Here is a 240-nt window from a genome sequence, read left to right as displayed (position 1 = left end):
CGTTATCTGCAATCCTGGCGTGGACGATATTTGTGGACAATTACAATATTTGGCACCGATCGTTGCCGAAACGGCAAAGGGCAGCTCGACCGATATGGACAACACCGCACTGCGTTATTTTCTGGAGGTGGCTCGCAGCGGTTCGCTCAGCCAGGCATCGACGCGGCTGTATGTGGCCGTGTCCGCGCTGAGCCGGCAGATCGCGAAGCTTGAGGAAGAGGTGGGCGCGGCGCTTTTCGA

At 57.9% G+C, this 240-nt stretch carries 1 protein-coding gene; it reads left to right on the top strand.

From position 1 onward, the window contains the following. Positions 1–94 precede the first annotated feature (94 nt). The coding region (locus SB822_RS60540; RefSeq protein WP_410859580.1) for a LysR family transcriptional regulator at positions 95–240 on the top strand (146 nt) is incomplete at its 3' end.

The sequence above is a fragment of the Paraburkholderia sp. SIMBA_054 genome, assembly GCF_046534875.1.
Taxonomy (GTDB): domain Bacteria; phylum Pseudomonadota; class Gammaproteobacteria; order Burkholderiales; family Burkholderiaceae; genus Paraburkholderia; species Paraburkholderia hospita.
This window is presented reverse-complemented; position numbering and strand designations above follow the sequence as displayed.